The sequence below is a fragment of the Pedobacter sp. Bi27 genome (assembly GCF_918698255.1).
GTDB lineage: Bacteria > Bacteroidota > Bacteroidia > Sphingobacteriales > Sphingobacteriaceae > Pedobacter.
The window spans coordinates 355,339-373,646 of record NZ_CAKKMW010000004.1; the positions used below are offsets into that span (position 1 = coordinate 355,339).

General features: G+C 37.2%; 17 protein-coding genes. 8 read left to right on the forward strand and 9 right to left on the reverse strand.

What is annotated here, in order from left to right; genetic code table 11:
• Window positions 1–44 precede the first annotated feature (44 nt).
• The 3 genes from LQ227_RS15340 to ribD are packed head-to-tail and all read right to left on the reverse strand — an operon-like array spanning window position 45 to window position 2,568.
• Window positions 45–659, reverse strand: a complete 615-nt coding sequence (locus tag LQ227_RS15340) for a YigZ family protein (RefSeq protein ID WP_230141119.1) — start codon at window positions 657–659, stop codon at window positions 45–47.
• Entirely contained in the window at window positions 646–1,515 is an 870-nt protein-coding gene (locus LQ227_RS15345) for a DMT family transporter (protein ID WP_230149893.1), read from the reverse strand. The genes LQ227_RS15340 and LQ227_RS15345 overlap by 14 nt, the downstream gene beginning before the upstream one ends.
• Window positions 1,516–2,568, reverse strand: coding sequence for a bifunctional diaminohydroxyphosphoribosylaminopyrimidine deaminase/5-amino-6-(5-phosphoribosylamino)uracil reductase RibD (gene ribD, locus LQ227_RS15350; RefSeq protein ID WP_230149895.1), 1,053 nt, complete (start codon window positions 2,566–2,568; stop codon window positions 1,516–1,518). It lies immediately after the preceding gene.
• 80 nt (window positions 2,569–2,648) lie between these two features.
• Here ribD and prmC point away from each other — a divergent pair, with 80 nt between their 5' ends.
• Window positions 2,649–3,509, forward strand: coding sequence for a peptide chain release factor N(5)-glutamine methyltransferase (prmC, locus tag LQ227_RS15355; RefSeq protein WP_230149897.1), 861 nt, complete (start codon window positions 2,649–2,651; stop codon window positions 3,507–3,509).
• 127 nt (window positions 3,510–3,636) lie between these two features.
• Here the strand turns inward: prmC and xerD are convergent, their stop codons facing one another.
• A complete protein-coding gene (gene xerD / locus LQ227_RS15360; RefSeq protein WP_230149898.1) occupies window positions 3,637–4,536 on the reverse strand; it encodes a site-specific tyrosine recombinase XerD in 900 nt (299 codons plus the stop codon).
• 49 nt (window positions 4,537–4,585) lie between these two features.
• Here xerD and aroQ point away from each other — a divergent pair, with 49 nt between their 5' ends.
• Window positions 4,586–5,002 (forward strand): type II 3-dehydroquinate dehydratase, encoded by a 417-nt coding sequence (gene aroQ / locus LQ227_RS15365; protein ID WP_230149900.1) that lies wholly within the window; start codon window positions 4,586–4,588, stop codon window positions 5,000–5,002.
• A 196-nt stretch (window positions 5,003–5,198) separates the two neighbouring features.
• Here the strand turns inward: aroQ and LQ227_RS15370 are convergent, their stop codons facing one another.
• The gene (locus tag LQ227_RS15370; RefSeq protein WP_230149902.1) at window positions 5,199–6,212 is read right to left on the reverse strand and encodes a glycosyltransferase family 2 protein; all 1,014 of its coding nucleotides are present in this window, start codon (window positions 6,210–6,212) and stop codon (window positions 5,199–5,201) included.
• Window positions 6,213–6,217: 5 nt separating this feature from the next.
• Window positions 6,218–7,090, reverse strand: a complete 873-nt coding sequence (locus tag LQ227_RS15375) for a lysophospholipid acyltransferase family protein (protein ID WP_230141139.1) — start codon at window positions 7,088–7,090, stop codon at window positions 6,218–6,220.
• A gap of 39 nt (window positions 7,091–7,129) precedes the next feature.
• Here LQ227_RS15375 and LQ227_RS15380 point away from each other — a divergent pair, with 39 nt between their 5' ends.
• From LQ227_RS15380 to bioB, 5 genes are all read left to right on the forward strand, one after another.
• Entirely contained in the window at window positions 7,130–7,741 is a 612-nt protein-coding gene (locus LQ227_RS15380; RefSeq protein ID WP_230141140.1) for a WbqC family protein, read from the forward strand.
• A gap of 3 nt (window positions 7,742–7,744) precedes the next feature.
• Window positions 7,745–8,866 (forward strand): magnesium/cobalt transporter CorA, encoded by a 1,122-nt coding sequence (gene corA, locus LQ227_RS15385; protein ID WP_230149904.1) that lies wholly within the window; start codon window positions 7,745–7,747, stop codon window positions 8,864–8,866.
• A gap of 268 nt (window positions 8,867–9,134) precedes the next feature.
• Entirely contained in the window at window positions 9,135–9,389 is a 255-nt protein-coding gene (locus tag LQ227_RS15390; protein WP_230149906.1) for a type II toxin-antitoxin system ParD family antitoxin, read from the forward strand.
• Window positions 9,390–9,483: 94 nt separating this feature from the next.
• Window positions 9,484–10,833 carry a magnesium transporter gene (gene mgtE, locus LQ227_RS15395; RefSeq protein WP_230141146.1) on the forward strand — a complete coding sequence of 450 codons (1,350 nt, stop codon included), beginning with the start codon at window positions 9,484–9,486 and terminating at the stop codon, window positions 10,831–10,833.
• Window positions 10,834–10,944: 111 nt separating this feature from the next.
• Window positions 10,945–11,946, forward strand: a complete 1,002-nt coding sequence (gene bioB / locus LQ227_RS15400; RefSeq protein ID WP_230149908.1) for a biotin synthase BioB — start codon at window positions 10,945–10,947, stop codon at window positions 11,944–11,946.
• Between the two features lie 246 nt (window positions 11,947–12,192).
• Here bioB and LQ227_RS15405 read toward each other — a convergent pair whose 3' ends face one another.
• Window positions 12,193–12,603, reverse strand: coding sequence for an organic hydroperoxide resistance protein (locus tag LQ227_RS15405; RefSeq protein WP_230141155.1), 411 nt, complete (start codon window positions 12,601–12,603; stop codon window positions 12,193–12,195).
• 119 nt (window positions 12,604–12,722) lie between these two features.
• Window positions 12,723–14,882 (reverse strand): FUSC family membrane protein, encoded by a 2,160-nt coding sequence (locus LQ227_RS15410; RefSeq protein ID WP_230149910.1) that lies wholly within the window; start codon window positions 14,880–14,882, stop codon window positions 12,723–12,725.
• A gap of 753 nt (window positions 14,883–15,635) precedes the next feature.
• On the opposite strand from LQ227_RS15410, the gene LQ227_RS15415 reads away from it, so the two are divergent.
• Window positions 15,636–16,988: a PhoH family protein gene (locus LQ227_RS15415; RefSeq protein WP_230149912.1), complete on the forward strand. Its 1,353-nt coding sequence runs from the start codon at window positions 15,636–15,638 to the stop codon at window positions 16,986–16,988.
• Window positions 16,989–16,993: 5 nt separating this feature from the next.
• On the opposite strand, the gene LQ227_RS15420 is transcribed toward LQ227_RS15415, so the two are convergent.
• The gene (locus LQ227_RS15420) at window positions 16,994–18,205 is read right to left on the reverse strand and encodes a TCR/Tet family MFS transporter (RefSeq protein ID WP_230149915.1); all 1,212 of its coding nucleotides are present in this window, start codon (window positions 18,203–18,205) and stop codon (window positions 16,994–16,996) included.
• Window positions 18,206–18,308 lie beyond the last annotated feature (103 nt).

The following is an 18,308-nucleotide window of genomic DNA, read 5'->3' on the forward strand; positions in this document are numbered from 1 at the left end:
TTCACGTAAATTTTATCTATGTTCACTATTTTAATATGTGGTTATTAAACGGTTTGCAGGTATTTTAACTTAACACCTTCAATTTTATCAAATTTACTTAAAACCTGATTGAGTTGTGCTTTTCTGACTTCAAATTTCAATATACAATTGGTATCAAACTGTTGCGCCAAAATCTGTAAGTTCTCCTCTTTGCTCAACTTCATTACATCGTTCATCTGAAGGTAATCGAAATGCGCTTCGTAAACATCATTCACGGTTTTACTGATAACCGAAGCTGCTTTAATTGCCTCAACACTAGCCGTTTTGTATGCATTAATTAAACCTGGAACACCCAGCAAGGTTCCACCGAAATAACGTACAACAACGATTAGAATATTAGTCAGGTCTTCCGATAATAAACAGTTCAGGATTGGCCTGCCTGCGGTGCCCGAAGGTTCGCCATCATCATTCATTCGATAAACAGATCGATCTGGTGTTAAACGATATGCATAACAAAAATGATTGGCCTTAACATGTTCTGCGCGAAGTTTGGTGATAACCGGCTTTAATTCTACTTCACTACGGATAGGATAGGCGTATGCAATAAATTTGCTCCCTTTATCTCGAAAGATACCCTCTGAGGCACTTTCGATGGTTTTATAAGAATCATCGAACAGCATTTTGCGATAGTGTAATGAAAATAATAGCAGCAATAGCGAAGATGATGCCTGCGTAATTTAACTTGCTCAGCTTTTCTTTAAAAGCAATAACACCAATTAAGGTACCTACTATGATTACGCCTAAATTCATCGCTGCAAAAACGGTAGATGGATTTTCTGCCAGCGCTTTATGGGCTTTCATGTAAAAAAGGATATTCCCAAAATTGAAGAAGCCTAAAATAAATCCACAAAGCACATTTACCAGTTGTATTTTTATTTTGCCAGCCACTACCATCGAAATTACAATAAGCAATGAAACCATAAATGCCAGGCAAAAAACAGTAAAAAGCGAGGTGGTATAGGGCAATTCTTTATATAATGCGATTTGTTTAAAAAGTACGTCGATTACCCCAAAACCGACGAAAACCATAATGGGGTAGAGCAGGCTTCCTTTATTGCCTTCTTCCTGATCAGATTTTCGAAGAAAAGTTAAGAAAATAGCCACAAAACCAATCACCAGGCTGATAATTCTCAGGTTATTAAAATCTTCTTTAAAGATAAAATAAGCCGCCAGTATTGGGATAAATAGCGATAAACGTTGTGCTATATCTGTTTTAACAATGCCAAGGTTCTTTACCGATGCTGCAAGGAATAAAAATATCGACGGCAATAGAATTGCCAGGGCAATATAAATAGGCCATGGTGCGGTAGGGGTGATCAGTTTAACATCGGGCTTAAAAAAAAGAAAACATAAGCTTAATGCAGTAAAATAATTAATAGTAACGGCTTGAATAATACTGATTTGGTACCGTTTTGCCAGCTTTAATAAAACGGCTACGGTGACACTACAGCAAATGCTTAAAATAATGTAAATCATTTATTTGATGTCGTTTAGATAGATAGAGAGTTTGTCATTTCCGATTTGTACTGTTTCCTGCAGATTTCCATTAATGTTTGGAGATGAAGCCCCATCACTCCAGCTGGCAGATGAAGTAAAAATACGTGCTTCATCCCATAGGTTGGTATTTAAAAATTGACTTAAAATATTGGCGCCGCCTTCAATAATTACCGATTGTATATCCATCAGGTAAAGTTGAAAGGTGATTTTTTGCGCTAAATAAAAGTGCATATCTTCCATCTGGATATAATGGATATTTTCAATTACATCAGTTTTAACCTCATTAAAGATGATGGTTTTGGCTGCTGTATTGAAGATATGGTTCGTTATTGGCACCTGAAGACTCTTGTCGATTACCAAACGGATAGGGTTTTTGCCAGGCCATTCACGAGAAGTTAACTGCGGATTATCCATAATGGCGGTTTGTTTGCCGATCAGGATTGCATCTTCTTCGCTACGCCATTGATGCGCCAAACGTTTGGCCAAAGTTCCACTGATCCATTTCTGGTGACCATCCTTCGTTGCAAAATAACCATTTGCGGTTTCGGCCCATTTTAAAATGATGTAGGGTCTTTGCTTTTCTATCCTGGTAAAAAATCTTCTATTGAAATAGCGGCATTTATCATCCAAAATCCCACTCACCACTTCAATTCCTGCATTTCTGAGTTTTTCGATGCCTTTACCATCAACACCTGAAAAAGGGTCTCTATTGCCAATCACCACTTTCTTTAGCTGATGTTTTACTAATAAATCAGCACAGGGAGGCGTTTTGCCAAAATGCGCACAGGGCTCTAGGTTAACGTATGCAGTAGCTTGTTTCAATAGATTTTCAGCCTCATCACCGTGTTTATCAAAAACAGCTTTAACGGCATTAGGTTCGGCGTGCGATTTTCCATATTCCTGATGATATCCTTCTCCAATAATTTTGCCGTCTACAACGATAACACAACCAACCATTGGGTTCGGACTAACATTCCCTAAAGCTATCGCTGCCAGGTCAAGACAACGCTTTATATAAAATTCATCGCTCATTATGGCAAAAGTAGTAAAAAAAGAGTCATGGCCTTATCAAAAGAGAGCTGTTATCATCCCAATTAAGTAATTTCGTAAATATGAAGATAAGAGAATTAGCGGCGCACTACGAACTCGAACTTGAGCCTTTATACGATAGTAATGAAGCAAAAGCATTATTTAGTGTTGCTGCCGAGCAAGTTTTGGCTTTATCTTCAGCTAAACTGATCATGCAAAAAGATATCGATATCAGCTTTATCCATATGCAGAAACTTTTGAGCATCCTTAACGATTTGCAGATCGGAAAACCCATTCAACATATTTTGGAAGAAGCCCATTTTTACGGTGCTGTGTTTAAAGTTAATGAACAGGTACTTATTCCGAGGCCAGAAACAGAAGAACTGGTAGATTGGATCATTTCAGATAACAGTTCGCAATTTTCAATTAATACTAACCATAAAATCAGTATTCTTGATATTGGAACCGGATCTGGATGCATTCCCATCACACTTAAAAAACATTTGTCAAAAGCTGAAGTATCAACACTGGATGTTTCTGCTAATGCCATCGCTGTAGCCAAAGAAAATGCGGAACAGATCAATGTAAGGATCAAATTTATTGAAGCAGACATTTTGACTTTCAAATCTGAAGAAAAATTTGATATCATCGTAAGTAATCCGCCCTATATAAGAGATTTAGAGAAAGCGGATATGCATAATAACGTGTTGGTGTACGAACCACATTTAGCATTATTTGTTCGTGACGAAAACCCCTTAATATTTTATAAAGCTATTGCTGATTTTGCAAGAACAAACTTAAAACCCAACGGGCAACTTTATTTCGAAATTAACGAATATTTAGGCAACGAAACGATTGAAATGCTAGCAGATAAAGGCTTTATTAATATTGAGTTAAGACAAGATATGCAAGGTAAAGACAGGATGGTGAGGGCAGGGATTTAAGCTATTTGAGGTCAGAGGCAGGAAGTTAGAAGATTTGTTGCTGAGGACTAAAATCCCTCGGCGTTCGTCCTCCTGAACTTGTTTCAGGATCTATAATTAAAGGTGCTTTAGTCTTTCTGCTCTTCAATTAAGCCCTCGGATGAAACTGTGTAATTACCTCTCTTAAATAATCTCTATCAATGTGCGTATAAATTTCTGTAGTGGTAATACTCGAATGGCCAAGCATTTCTTGTACGGCACGCAAATCGGCACCACCTTCAATTAAATGTGTGGCGAAAGAATGCCTTAACGTATGTGGACTGATTGTTTTCTTTAGTCCGGTAGATATAGCCAGGCTCTTAATTAGGTTAAAAATCGAAATACGCGAAAGTTTAGCGCCAAAACGGTTTAAAAAGATGAAATCTTCATGCCCCTTTTTAATATTAGCATGCACACGTACTTCGTTAATGTAAATATCGAGCAGTTTTAAGGCTACGCTTCCGATGGGCACTAAACGTTCTTTATTTCCTTTTCCAATTACTTTTATAAATTCGATCTGTGGGAACAGATTTGAGATCCTTAATTCGGTTAATTCAGTTACACGCAAGCCGCAGCCATATAACACTTCCATAATGACTTTATTGCGTATGCCCTCAGGCTTTGAAGCATCTATGGCAGAAATAAGTTCGTTAATCTCGTAAATGTTCAATGTATCGGGTAATTTTCTGCTGAGTTTTGGCGCCTCAAGCAATGCCGTAGGATCATTTGAAATTATATCTTCGAGCATTAAATAGGCAAAGAAAGCTTTTAATCCCGATATTACCCGGGCTTGTGTACTGGCTTGCATACCCAGTTCATTTAACCAAGAGATAAATGATTTTAGATGAATGATGGTAATATCAGTTAGTTTAGGCTCTTCGTTTAATGATTGAAAATACTGGATCAATTTATCAATATCACTCATGTAGGCATCAACAGAATTACCAGATAACGACCGTTCTAACTTTAAATACGATTTAAATCCTTTAATATATGATGGCCAAAGCATGCTTTTATTTGAGATTTTTTATAACATTGCAACGTTACAACATTATATTATGAAAATACAAATTATTAACGGCCCAAACTTAAACTTATTAGGTGTACGTGAGCCATCTATTTACGGAAACACCAGTATTGAAGATTATATTAAAGAATTAAAAACGGTTTATCCGGATATAGAAATTGAATACTACCAGAGTAATGTTGAGGGCGAAATTATTAATAAATTGCATGAAGTTGGTTTTAGTTATGATGGGGTAGTGCTTAATGCAGGAGGTTACACCCATACTTCCGTTGCTATTGCTGATGCGATTGCAGCTATTAAAACCCCTGTGGTTGAGGTGCACATATCTAATATTTATGCCCGCGAAGAATATCGTCATGTCTCTTTAACCGGTAAAAACTGTCAAGGTGTTTTAACTGGCTTTGGCATAAAAGGTTATCGTTTAGCTATTGAAAGTTTGTTGATTTAATCTATCATATTACTTCTGTCAGATGGCAACATCTGACAGCACTCCAATTAAAGTTTAAAAAGATTGATCGTCATTCCCGTGAAGACGGGAATCTTAAAGCGCATGCAATACGATTATTCATAAGTTTTCTTTTTTTTTAAGGCATTCATGAGCACTACGTGGTTCCCAATCGGGTTGGGAATGACGATTCGCAATTTTACTTCAAGTTTGAAAAATATTTAATTTTCTTAATAAAAAACGCCCAAACAACGCTATTGTTATATACTCCAGCATGTTGACTATATGCTTTTTGAACGGCCTTCCGCTTTTTATTCGTTTTTGAAAGCGATTTAAGAAAATGCCAATGGCCTTTGGTAACTGCGATTGTAAATTTAGGTTTTCCGGTTAGCAAAAAGTGCCACCATGCAATAAAATCTATAAACATCCTTATTGTTATTCTGAAAACGGCATCACTGGCAGGTAGGTTCTTCTGCATAATGATGAGGTTGTTTCTGAAATTGAGATAAGTTTTAAAAGGATTCTCCGTCTGCAAAGTCCCACCGCCTACATGGTAAACTTCGGCATCCGGACAGTATATTATTTTATAATTCAGGTTCTTTAAACGCCAGCACAGATCTATCTCCTCCATATGAGCAAAAAGATCAGCATCTAAACCGCCCGCTTCCTGCCAGCATTTACTTTTAATAAAAAATGCAGCTCCACTGGCCCAAAAAACTTCTGCTTTGTCATTGTACTGACCATTATCTAGCTCATAAACATTAAATAGCCTTCCTCGGCAGAAAGGGAAAGAATAGATATCCAGATACCCCCCAGCAGCGCCTGCATATTCAAACTGTTCTTTATTTAGCTGCCATTTAATTTTAGGCTGTGCTGCCGCAATCTGTGCATCGCTTTCCATTAAATCAATTACCGGCTTTATCCAATTGGGAGTTACCTCTACATCCGAATTGAGTAGGATAAAATAATCGGCCTCAACACGTTCTAAAACCTTGTTATAGCCTGCAGCAAAACCGTAATTCTGGTCGTTCTGGATTATTTTAACGCTGGGAAAATTTTCTTGTAAAAACAAAACTGAATCATCGGTGGAAGCATTATCGCCCACAACAATTTGCAGATTATCATATTCAGAAAGCAAAATTCCAGGTAAAAACTGCTGTAAATATGCTTTTCCATTCCAGTTTAAAATTACAACGGCTACTGATGGGTTCATTCTTCTTATTCGGGTTTAAATTTCCAGCGTTTATGGCTCCAAAGCCAATATTGAGGCTGTTCTTTGATAATATTTTCTAAAAACTTAAAGTGCAGATCAGTAATCCCGAATTCGTGCATTCGTTCCGGGTCGAGGCACATGGGCAAAACTTCTATATGGTAATAGCCTTTTTTAACTACGCTAACTTTAAAATAGTATATTGGTCTTTTAGTAGATTTTGCAATTTTTTCTACACCTAAAAGTGCGGCAGTGGGCTGGTGAAGAAAATCTACATAATATTTGGTTTCCTCTCTGGTTGGCGATTGGTCACTTGCAAAACATAAAAGTGTGGGTTCGTTTTTATAAGCGGCTATCCCACGCAAAGTTTGCCGCATGGCGATAAAAACATTCCCATATTTTGTTCTCGCACAATCAAACCACTTTCCAAAAACCTTATTGCCAATGGGTTTATAAATTACCATCGTTTTGGCAGAGATATTTAAACCTAAGGCTAACGTGCCCAATTCCCAGTTACCATAATGGCCTGTACAAGCCAGCACACTTTCTCCAGCCTTAAAATGAGTTTCTACTTGTTCCAAACCAGTAAATTTTACCCGTTTTAAAGTTTCAGCTCTTGAAATACTGGCCATTTTAATAATTTCGAAAATAAGTTCAGCCAAATAGAGGAAGAATTTTTTCTCAATAGCCTTAATTTCAGCTAAAGGTTTTTCGGGAAAAGAGTGGGTTAAATTCTGCCTGACAACTTTTTTTCTATAGCCTATTACGTAATAAAGCAGATAATATAGTAATCTTGCAAAAAAAAAGAGCAAAGATAAAGGCAGCAGCGATAACAGGTATAAAAAAAATACGCCAACGTGCGCAATCCCTCTTTTAATCATTATTTTTAAAACGTTTCAACTACAAACATAAATTTTCAAATGCAGAATACAGCTATACTTCCATTATTTTATCTTCCACCAGTAGGCTATTTTAGTTTATTACAAAAGCTAGAGGTAGATTTTTTAATCGAAAAACATGAACATTTAGCGAAGCAAACTTACCGCAACAGGGCCAGTATTTATTCTCCGAACGGAAAACTCGATATTACCGTTCCTGTGGTTAAAGGTTCAAAAACACACACGCAAATGAAAGATGTGCGGATTAGTTATGACTTTAAATGGCAACGTTTACATTGGTTGAGCTTAGAAAGTTGCTATAGAAGTTCAGCCTATTTTGAGTTTTATGAAGATGAGCTTTCACGGTTTTATAATCAAAAATTTGAATTTCTTTTCGATTATAACCTCGAATTGGTAGAATGGCTCTCCAAAAAGTTAAAGCTCAATAAAAGCTTCGAAGTTACTACCGAATATTTTGATAATATTGCTCCTGAGCTGGATTTTCGTACCATTATGAATCCTAAAAAGGAGGACGATATTGTAAAAAACAAGCCATATTATCAGGTTTTTGAAGATAGACATCAATTTTTGCCCAACTTAAGTATTGTTGATTTGTTGTTTAACCAGGGCCCGCAAGCCCGGCTATATTTATAAAGTATGGGAAAAAACAAGCCGCGTAACCGCCATAAGCACTATAAAGTTCCAACCCCAGGTACCAGCCCGGGTTTATACACTATTGATGAAGACGCATTAAAGCCAGTTATTGTACTTCATATTTATAACGATAAAAGTTATAAAAAAGTGGAATTGGAGAATATCAATAATATTGATAAACTGATTGAAAATAAAGATTTCTGCTATTGGTTTGACATTAAAGGATTAGCAGATCCCAATATATTCGAAACACTTTATTCAAAGTTGGGTATCAGCAGGCTTGTATTAGAAGATATTACCAGTTCTTACCAGCGCCCCAAGCTGGATGAATATGATAATGATAAGTACATTTTTGCAGTGAGCAGGCATCTGTTTTTAAATGAGGAGAATGTTTTAAATAATGATCAGGTTTCTTTTATCCTGTCAGAACGTACCTTGATTACCTTTCAGGAAACTTATTGCGATTGTTTTGAGCCCGTAAGAAAACGTTTGGAAATAGGGAAGGGAAACATTCGTATAGGTGGCATTAGCTACCTGATGTATGCCATTATGGATGTGATAGTGGATAATTATTTTTCCTTGTTAAATTTCTGGGGCGAAGAGCTGGATGCTATTGAAGACCGTTTATATGATCATCCTGACCGGAGAATCATGTACGATACACAGGCGATTAAAAGGTCGTTGATCATGATCCGAAAAGTAGCCTGGCCGGAGCGGGATAAACTGAATGATATTATCCGTACCGATAGTCCATTAATATCAGATCTCACTAAAACCTACATGAAGGATGCCTACGATCATTGTATCCAGATCATTGATTTTATCGAGTCATTAAAAGAGATCGCTTCAGCCAATATTGATATGAATTTATCCATTATCAGCAACCGGATGAACGAAATCATGAAGGTTTTGACCATCATTTCGTCCATATTTATTCCATTAACCTTTATTGCAGGGATTTACGGGATGAACTTTAGTAGGGAAGACCCTGCAACCGGAAAGATATTAGAAGACAATATGCCTGAATTATACGCCGAACATGGTTATTTGTACACCTGGATTGTAATGGCTGTGATTGCGATTTTGCAGGTAATTTACTTTTGGCGTAAAGGTTGGTTTAAATAGTGTTAACATTCAGACTAATACTGCCTTTAAGATAAAGAGAAGATTTTAATTTATAATCGTCACCCTGACCTGTAGCAAAGCGGAAAGCTCCGAAGTAAATTTATTTCAGGGTCTATTTTGTAAGAAAGATGCTGAAACAAGTTTAGCATGACGATCCCATCAAGAAAAGAGTTTATTTTTATTGGATTAAACGTCAGTTTAAACGGGATTTTACTTTTAGAATGTACCAATTTTTGGTAACTTTAAGAGTTAGATTAAAATTGATACAATGGGAAGAAATACATCTGTTGTTTTGGGACATCATTTTGAAAAATTTGTTGGCAAAAAGATATCTGAAGGAAGGTTTAAAAATGCAAGCGAAGTTATCCGTGCAGGATTAAGATTGTTGGAAGATGAAGAAAATAAAATCGAAATTTTGAGAGAGGCACTTAAAGTTGGAATTGATGGTGGGATGGTTGAAGACTTTGATCCAAAAAAACACCTTGAAATGTTGAAGAAAAAAAATACAGTCAACAACGACTAAATTCTACTAATAAGTTTGAAAAGATTAGACAGAATTTTAATAAAAATCAATTTTTAATATTTGTAGCTTTAGGGCGTTTTTGGTTAGGTTATAGATGCAGTCATTCGAAATAGATAAAAGCGACGTACTCAAGGTTAAAAATGCAATTTTAGCTGGTGATGAAACTTTAAAAGTAGTTTTAGAGGAGTATCATGCCTCAGAAATCGCGATTTTGTTTGAGCGTTTAGATAAATCTGAGCAGCGGCACATTATCAACCTGCTTCCCGCAGAAATAGCTTCTGAGATTATTTCTGAGATGGATGAAGAATCCCATCCGGAAGATTTACTTTTTGAGCTCCATCCCGATAAACGTACAGAGATTGTTGAAGAACTGGATTATGATGATGCGACCGACATCATTTCGCAACTGGAGGATCATGAGCAGAAAGAGATTTTAGAAGACCTTACCGAAGATCACGCCACAGAAATCCGGAATCTTTTAACTTACGACGAAAAAACTGCGGGTGGTTTGATGAATACGGAGCTGATCTGTGTAAACATCAACCTTACTAAAAAAGATGCAATTGACGAGATCATCCGGCAGAGTGAAGAAATGGAGGAGTTTTACACCATTTATGTGGTGGATGATGAGGAGATTTTTAAAGGTATTGTTTCTTTAAAAGACATTATTAAAGCAAAACACAATGCCAAAATAACTGAATTGGTTAAAATAGACGCAGTTTATGTGCACCCCGATACCGATCAGGAAGAAGTGGCGAACCTAATTTCTCAATATAACTTAACCAGTATTCCAGTAATAGATGATCACCAGAAATTACTCGGTAGGGTAACATTCGATGATGTGATCGATGTAATGGAGGCTGAAAGTACCGAAGATATCTTGAAAATCTCGGGGGTATCAGAAGATGAAGAATTGAGCGGTAACTGGGTAGAAGCGGTAAAATCACGTTTGCCATGGTTAATTATCAACCTTGGTACAGCATTTTTAGCTTCATCTGTAGTACGTTATTTCGATCCAACCATTAAGTTAATTCCTTCCTTAGCGGCCTACATGACCATTATTGCTGGGATGGGTGGAAATGCAGCTACCCAGGCACTTGCCGTAACCGTAAGGCGTATTTCACTTTATGACTTGACTGATAAACAGGCCTATCGTACGGTTTTAAAAGAATTTACCGTAGGTTTAATAAATGGTGCATCCAATGGATTAATCGTATTTATTTTTGCTTACTTTTTTGATGGAAACCCAATGCTTGGATTGGTTATCTTCTTGGCTATGACGGGCAACCTGATAATTGCAGGCATTACTGGCGCTGGTATTCCGTTAATTTTAAAACGGGTTGGTATCGATCCCGCCATTGCATCATCTATAATTATTACTACTTTTACCGACGTTTTTGGTTTCCTATTAATTTTAGGATTGGCCAGCAAACTTTTACTATAATCAGGATTTACTTGATTTTAGGATTTCAAGATTTAAAGCTTGCAAAACTAAATTGAGCGCCTGTTAATTTAACTTAGACTACAAACTTTAAATCTATAAAATCTGATCCCGATGCAAAAAACAAGACACGATTGGACAAAAGAAGAAATATACGAAATTTATAACAGACCATTTTTAGATCTGGTTTACGAAGCCGCAAGCATCCATAGAGAAAATAAAGATTACAATGAAGTTCAGGTAAGTTCATTAATCTCGATCAAAACTGGAGGTTGTGCTGAAGACTGTTCATATTGCCCACAGGCAGCCCGCTACCATACCGAATTAGAAGTTCAGCCATTGATGCAGGTTAGCCAGGTGGTTAGCGCCGCAGTTAAGGCAAAAGAGGGGGGCGCATCACGTTTGTGTATGGGCGCAGCATGGCGCGAAGTACGCGATAACCGCGATTTTGACCGTGTGATTGAAATGGTGAAAGCCGTGAATGATATGGATATGGAAGTTTGCTGTACTTTAGGCATGCTTACCGAAAACCAGGCACAACGTTTAGCTGATGCTGGTTTATATGCATATAACCATAATATCGATACTTCTGAAGATGATTACAAACGTATTATCTCGACCAGAACTTACGATGATCGCTTAAATACCATAAAAAATGTTCGTAAAGCCAAATTAACGGTATGTAGTGGTGGTATTATCGGTTTAGGTGAAACGGTAGAAGACCGTGTTTCAATGTTGCAGACTTTATCGAACATGGAAAAACATCCTGAATCAGTTCCTGTTAATGCTTTAGTACCCGTAAAAGGTACTCCTTTGGAAAATCAGCCACGTGTTCCAATCTGGGATATGGTAAGAATGATTGCTACGGCACGTATCGTAATGCCAAACTCTGTGGTGCGTTTATCAGCTGGTAGAAACGAAATGAGCACTTTAGAACAGGCTTTTTGCTTTATGGCTGGTGCAAGTTCTATTTTTGCAGGCGATAAATTATTAACTACGCCAAATCCTGCATTTGTTGATGATATGGCCATGTTTGAATTGCTGGGACTAAAAACCCGCGACGCCTTTAAAAATGGCAGACCAGCAAATACAAGAATTGAACAGGAAGCGGTTTAATCAAAAAATATAAACTGATATCTTTGTGTCAGTTGTTTCCAACAGACACAAAGATAGATTTCAACTCATAAATACTGTAAATGAAAAAGTCCCGACTAAAATCGGGACTTTTTGTTTTAGGGTAATTTCGATGTTGGATGTGGTGGTGGCAGATATCCGTGGTGTCGGTTGTTTCCAACTGACACTAAGTTCAATCTTATTTTGTAATTCTGCTTAAACAGTCAGATGGTAACATCTGACTTCACTTTACACAGCCGTTACCCTTACCTCAATATTTCCTCTGGTTGCTTTAGAATACGGACATGCCCTATGCGCTTTATCAGCGAGGGCCTGTGCTTCTTCATGCGAAATCCCTGGAATGTGTACATCAAGGTCTGCAGAGAGCGCAAATGCATTACCATCTTTATTAAATGAAACCAATACTTTCACATTTGCTTCACTTATATCAACACCTTCTCGCTCCGCTACACCACCTAAGGCTCCCAAATAACATGGCCCCCAGGCAGCAGCAAATAATTCTTCTGGGTTTGTGGCACCTCCTTGCCCGCCAAGCTCTTTTGGCTTTCTTAAATCGAAATCTAAAATTCCATCGCTCGATTTGATATGTCCGTCTCGTCCTCCAGTAGCTGTAACTTCAGCCGTATATAGCTTTTCCATAATGTTTTCTTAATATGGATACTTAACAATTTTTAATAGCCTTTGTTTTTAATACAAGGTATTTGATAATTTAAATCTTGAACCAATGCAGCATGATTACTTGCGTAATAAAATTCGATTTAAATCTTGATTTTCACTGATAGCTTATAAATATCGTAAGCTACCTTCTGGATAAGGTCGAATTGCTCAGGAACCAAATCTTCTCCTTTTTTAATAGCTAAACCGTTATCATTTAGTCTGATTAGCGGTACATTCTCAATTGTGCTGGCGCCTTTCTCCAGATTTTCAATAGACGTATCCAATAAATAATTGGTATTGTTGGCAATAGGCTTCAAGGAATCGAAACTTTCGAAGGTAAATTGATGTTCCTTATTGTAGAGCGAAAGTGTTGCAACATAAGAAGACAATAAATGGCTGAGCGCTGTAAACTGATGTACCTCTTTAATAAACAACTGTTTGCTTTTTGGTTCAGAAAACATTCTTTGAAACAGGGAGGCCAAGTTTGCCGTACTTACATAAACTTCTTTCCGAGCCAGTTTATATTCCGTTCTATTGTAATTTTTCTCAAAATACAATTTAATCACCTGTCCATAATAAGCCTTATTAGCCCTTAAAATATCGAGCATGGCCTCTTTGAGTTTTTCATGCTCCCAAGTCGGGAATAAAGAATAACTGGCCAATAGCGCAATACCAGAGCCTATAAAAGTATCATAAATCCTTTCACGCGCCAACGCTATCGATCCCATACCCAGAAAATCGAATAGGATTAAGATATATGGCGTCATAAAAAGTACACTCACTACGTAATTTTTCCTTTGGAAACTGTAACAGCCAATCATGCAGATTAATAGGATCACAAATAAAGTATTCCGATCGTGGATATAAGTAATCACCCCCATACCAATAAACGCCCCAATCGTGGTGCCGATTAAGCGTTGATAATTACGTTCTTTGGTTAAACTAAATCCCGGTTTCGAAATTACCAGAATGGTGAGGAGAATCCAGTAGCTATGTGAGAAATTGAGAATCTGCGCCACGATAAAACCCAAAAGCATCACCACAGTAACCCGTAACGAATGCCTGAAAGTAGAAGAAGTATAGGTCAAATTCTCTGTAAACAGTTTAAAATCGAATTTTTGCCTGGTGATAAATTTCTCTGTGTCTACCTCAGCTTGTCTGATATCTTTGCTGTTTCTGATTTTAAAATAACTAAAAATAGTTTTAACCCTTGATAGTATATTTTCGATGTTCACCTCAATATTTTTCAGGGCAATTATGCCTAAGGTATTGTATTCCTGATTTTGATTGTTCTTTTCCAGATCGTTGATTTTGATCTTTAACCTTTCAATCTCGATCAATAAACGTTTTGAAACAACGGGTATTCCACCACTTTTTAAGGCAAAAGCAATATCATCAAGGGCATACGAAATCCGCTTAATGGCCATTTCATAATCTGATAATATGCCTGCTTTATCAAACTGATAATGCAGCTGCTGATAATTATAATAGGTAGACATTACCTGCTCGAACAGATCGACCATATCTACAAATACCAATAACAAAAATCTGCCCTCAGGAGTAGAATCTCTTACAATTTCGCGGGTTCTAAAAAGTAATTCTCTTACCGCATCCTGTTTTTCATGAACAGAAACCTGAAGCTGCAACAGATCTGAATAGGTTTTATCGTAATTGTTATTTTGATGGTAAAACTTGGCTTTTTCGCGTAGAAACTCTGCAACTTCCAGGATAGAATCGCTTAACGATTGCTGCACCAAACGGAAGGGGCGTAAGCGGTACACAAAATAACTTAAGCCAGTATACCAAAGGCTACCTATCAGGATCATAACCGCATGTAGCAATACTTCTTGCCATGGGCGTACATCATCAATGCTTAATACCATAATCAGTAAAACCGCAGTACCAACCGATGCAGCTCTAATACCGTAGATGTAAAACATTGAAAATACAAAACTGGATACAGCCAATAAAAAGCCGATAAAATAATGGTTCTTGTTGGTTAACCCCGTTAGGATAGAGAAGGTAAAGATAAGTGCAGTGGTAATCAGCATTGCATTTCTTCGGTGTACCATTGGCCCCGGACTATCTACCACACTTACACATAAAGCGCCTAGCGATAAAGTCATACCGTACTTTAACATGCCAAACTGGGCAAGAATTAAAGAGGGGAGCAGTACACCAATGGTGATGCGAAGACCGTCGGCAAAATACGTACTCAATAAAAAGTCTTGTATATTTCTAATGGGTTGCCTAATCTGCATGATACAAAAATAACATAATAGCGAAGTTTTTTGTTGCGATTAAAATTAAGTTTTTTGCTTTTTTTAAACTTTTAAGCAGAAAATAGATAATAGATTGATTAACAAAATATTACGAATTGTTTATAAGTGTGTTTTTTAGAAATGTTAATAAACTAAGCGAAGCTTACAGAAAGCGCTCAAAAACGATATTTTTAGAATATTAAGTTGTTGATAACCAGCAAATTTAAGTGGATAACTTTGTTTATAAAAACACTCATTTTTCTCTTGACAAATATGTGTTTTCCTACTAAATTAGATGATATCAAATACGAAGTACTTTGAATTCTGATAAAACAATCCAAAAGAGATAAAGAACCGAAAGGGGAATTGTTTCGGAGTGTTTACAGGGAAAACGATTAATTTCTGAAAGGGTTAAACCGAGTAAGGATATATATAACCATCGTAAGATTGGATCATAAGAAAATCGCACAGGCCCAAACAGAGATTATTGAAAACTAGGAAGTTTACGGACAGAGGAGTTGGAAATAAATTTTCACGAATCGCAAAAGTTGCAAAACCTAACGATAACGGAAAAATCAAAGTAACAAGAATTAGATGCTTTAAAATGCGACTACGGTTGTTTTTAGAGTTAAAACGGGGAACTGAATCGAAAGAAGAAGAACCCCGTTTTTATTTTGCCTTAAATTTTGATCTTTCGATCAAAAAAAGAGCGAATCTTTCAGCATATTATCCCTAAAATATTAAATTTACCAAATGGCCAAAAAAGGTAAATCAATCTCCAATCCGTCAAAAAAGATATTCGTTTTAGATACCTCGGTTATTTTGTACGACCATGATGCGATAAATAACTTCCACGAGCACGATGTAGCTATCCCCATTCAGGTTTTAGAAGAGCTCGATAATTTTAAAAGCGGTAACGATACCCGGAATTTTGAGGCCAGAAGTTTTATCCGCCTTATTGATGAAACTTCAAAACAAAAACTTATCAGCGATTGGATTTCGTTAAAAAGCCCTGATTCAGGAAAATTTAAGGTGGTTTTAAATGAAAAGCCTTTAACTATAAATGCAGAAGAAGTGTATGGAAAAGGCAAAACAGACCATAAGATTTTAAATGCAGCATTAAGTTTAAAAGAAGAATATCCCGATAAGAAAGTAGTACTGGTATCGAAAGACATCTGCCTGAGGTTAAAAGCAAAAGCTCTGGATTTAAATGCAGAAGATTACGAAACTGGTAAAATTAAAAATGTAGATGAGCTTTATGCCGGAAAGACGGAAATAGCCAACTTTCCGGTGGAAATTATAGATGAAATAAAAAAACAACCTTTTATTGATGCGAATGAAGTAGAACTGCCACCTAAAAATGGTAATCACTTTTATATTTTAAGGAACAAGAGAAAAACAGCTAATGTATTTTATAACAACAGTTTAAAAACAATTTCAGCAGTTTCTACTGATCCTATATTTAAAATCAAACCTAAAAATATTGAACAGGCATTTGCCATTCATGCGCTTTTAGATCCAGAAATTAGGCTGGTGAGCATACAAGGGAATGCCGGAACAGGTAAAACACTATTGGCTTTGGCAAGCGCTTTAGAACAGCGTAAAAACTTTAGACAGATTTATGTTACGCGACCGATCGTTTCCCTGAGCAATAAAGACATCGGTTTCTTGCCAGGCGATGCAAAATCGAAAACTGATCCTTTTATGGCGCCAATTTGGGATAATCTGCGGTTTATTAAAGAGCAGTTTATCGGCGATGATAAAATGTCGGAAAAGATTGATGAACTGATTGCTACCGAAAAAATAGCGATTGCGCCATTGGCTTTTATCCGGGGAAGAACCCTCACTAAAATTTTCTTTATTATTGATGAGGCACAAAATCTAACGCCGCATGAAGTGAAAACGATAATTTCGAGGGCGGGCGAACATACCAAAATAGTTTTTACCGGCGATATTTACCAAATTGATACGCCATACCTAGATTCTGAAAGTAACGGACTTTCGTATCTGATAGAAAATGCTAAGAACCATCCGCTTTACGCACATATTACCTTACATAAAGGCGAGCGGAGCGAGTTGGCTAATTTGGCTAATGAGTTGCTTTAGACGTCCTAATGATATTTCTTCAAACTTCTTAAGCAAATAAACAACCCAATCAATGTTAACACCGCGCTCAATATAAACGGTGCCCCTGGAAAATAAACCGGAGCCTTGCCTTCGATAAAATAAGCAAAAATATGTGTCATTACCCAAGGAGCAAATATGGCCGCTAAACTTTGTAAACCGGTTAAAACACCCTGCATTTCGCCCTGTGCATTCGAAGGTACCTGATTCGAAATCAATCCTTGCATGGCCGGCCCGCAGATTCCGGCTAAACCATAAGGAAGCATAAAGGCAAACATCATCCAGCCCTTGCTTGCAAAAGCAAAAGCTATGAAGCCTATGATGTATAAAATGAGACCAAAGTAAACCGCTTTCTTTTCTCCGATTTTGGGAAGGATCACCCTTATTAAACCACCTTGAACAAGGCCCACAACCAAACCCACAAAACCTAACGAATAGCCTACCCATGCAGCATCCCATTTAAATTTCTCCATGGTATAAAATGTCCAGTTGGATTGAACTGCGTGACTGGCAAAATATAGTAAGAATAAGGTAGCCATTAAGCCCAATAATGCAGGGTATTTGCCAATGCTTAACAACGAGCCGATTGGATTTGCCCTTTTCCAGTCAAAAGCCCTCCGTTTTTCAACAGGTAAAGATTCTGGCAGTATAAAATAACCGTAAAGCCAGTTAATTAAAGATAAACCTGCAGCAATCATGAAAGGGACCCGCGTACCAAAATGGCTAAAAGCGCCACCTAAAACCGGACCTAAGATAAATCCAACACCAAATGCTGCACCAACCAGGCCAAAATTTTGCGCTCTTTTTTCTGGAGGCGAAACATCAGCGATATATGCCTGTGCGGTTGTAAAACTTGCACCTGTTATTCCTGCAATAATCCTTCCTACAAATAACCAAACAATAGAAGGGGCGAAAGCTAAAAAGATGTAATCGATACCTAAACCAAACAAAGAGCTTAATAACACGGGCCTTCGTCCGTACCGATCGCTCATTGCTCCGATAATTGGCGAAAATATAAATTGTACTGATGCATATGCAAGGGTGAGCCAGCCGCCATATTCTGCAGCTAAACCGAAGCCACCGCCAGTGAAATCCTGAATAAGTTTTGGTAAAACCGGAATGATCAGCCCAAAACCTGTAAAATCGATCAGGAGGGTAACCATAATAAAACTCATTGCAGATTTCTTTCCGTTTGCCATTATATGTAATTTGAAACGCAAAAGTATCAGAATTAGTTAAGATTGTAAATTTTAGTTCTCTACAAACTCAATTACAAACCTCGTATGTTTTTGAAACCTGCGA